This is a genomic window from Tistrella arctica (assembly GCF_039630945.1).
In the GTDB taxonomy this organism is placed as follows: Bacteria; Pseudomonadota; Alphaproteobacteria; order Tistrellales; family Tistrellaceae; genus Tistrella; species Tistrella bauzanensis.
The window spans coordinates 1-225 of the sequence record NZ_JBBKTV010000060.1 but is presented as its reverse complement, the minus strand read 5'-3'; the positions used below and the strand labels follow the sequence as shown (position 1 = coordinate 225).

Below are 225 nucleotides of genomic sequence, written 5' to 3'. Positions count from 1 at the left end.
ACCTCCCCGGCGCGGTGATCGGCACGGTGAGTGTCGAGCAGGATCCGGACGGTGCCGGTGTCACCTTCACGGTCGACGACGCCCGGTTCGAGATCGCGGGCGGCGTGCTGAAGCTGCGCGACGGTGTCTCGCTCGACTACGAGACCGAGCCGCAGGTGTCGCTGGTGATCACCGGCCGGGCCGCGAACGGGATCGAAGTCAGCAGCGATATCACCATTCAGGTGG

The 225-nt window shown here is 67.6% G+C and carries 1 pseudogene; it reads left to right on the top strand.

Going from position 1 to position 225, the window contains the following annotated elements:
* A pseudogene (locus WG924_RS28185) lies at positions 1-225 on the top strand (DUF4856 domain-containing protein); the annotation flags it as partial.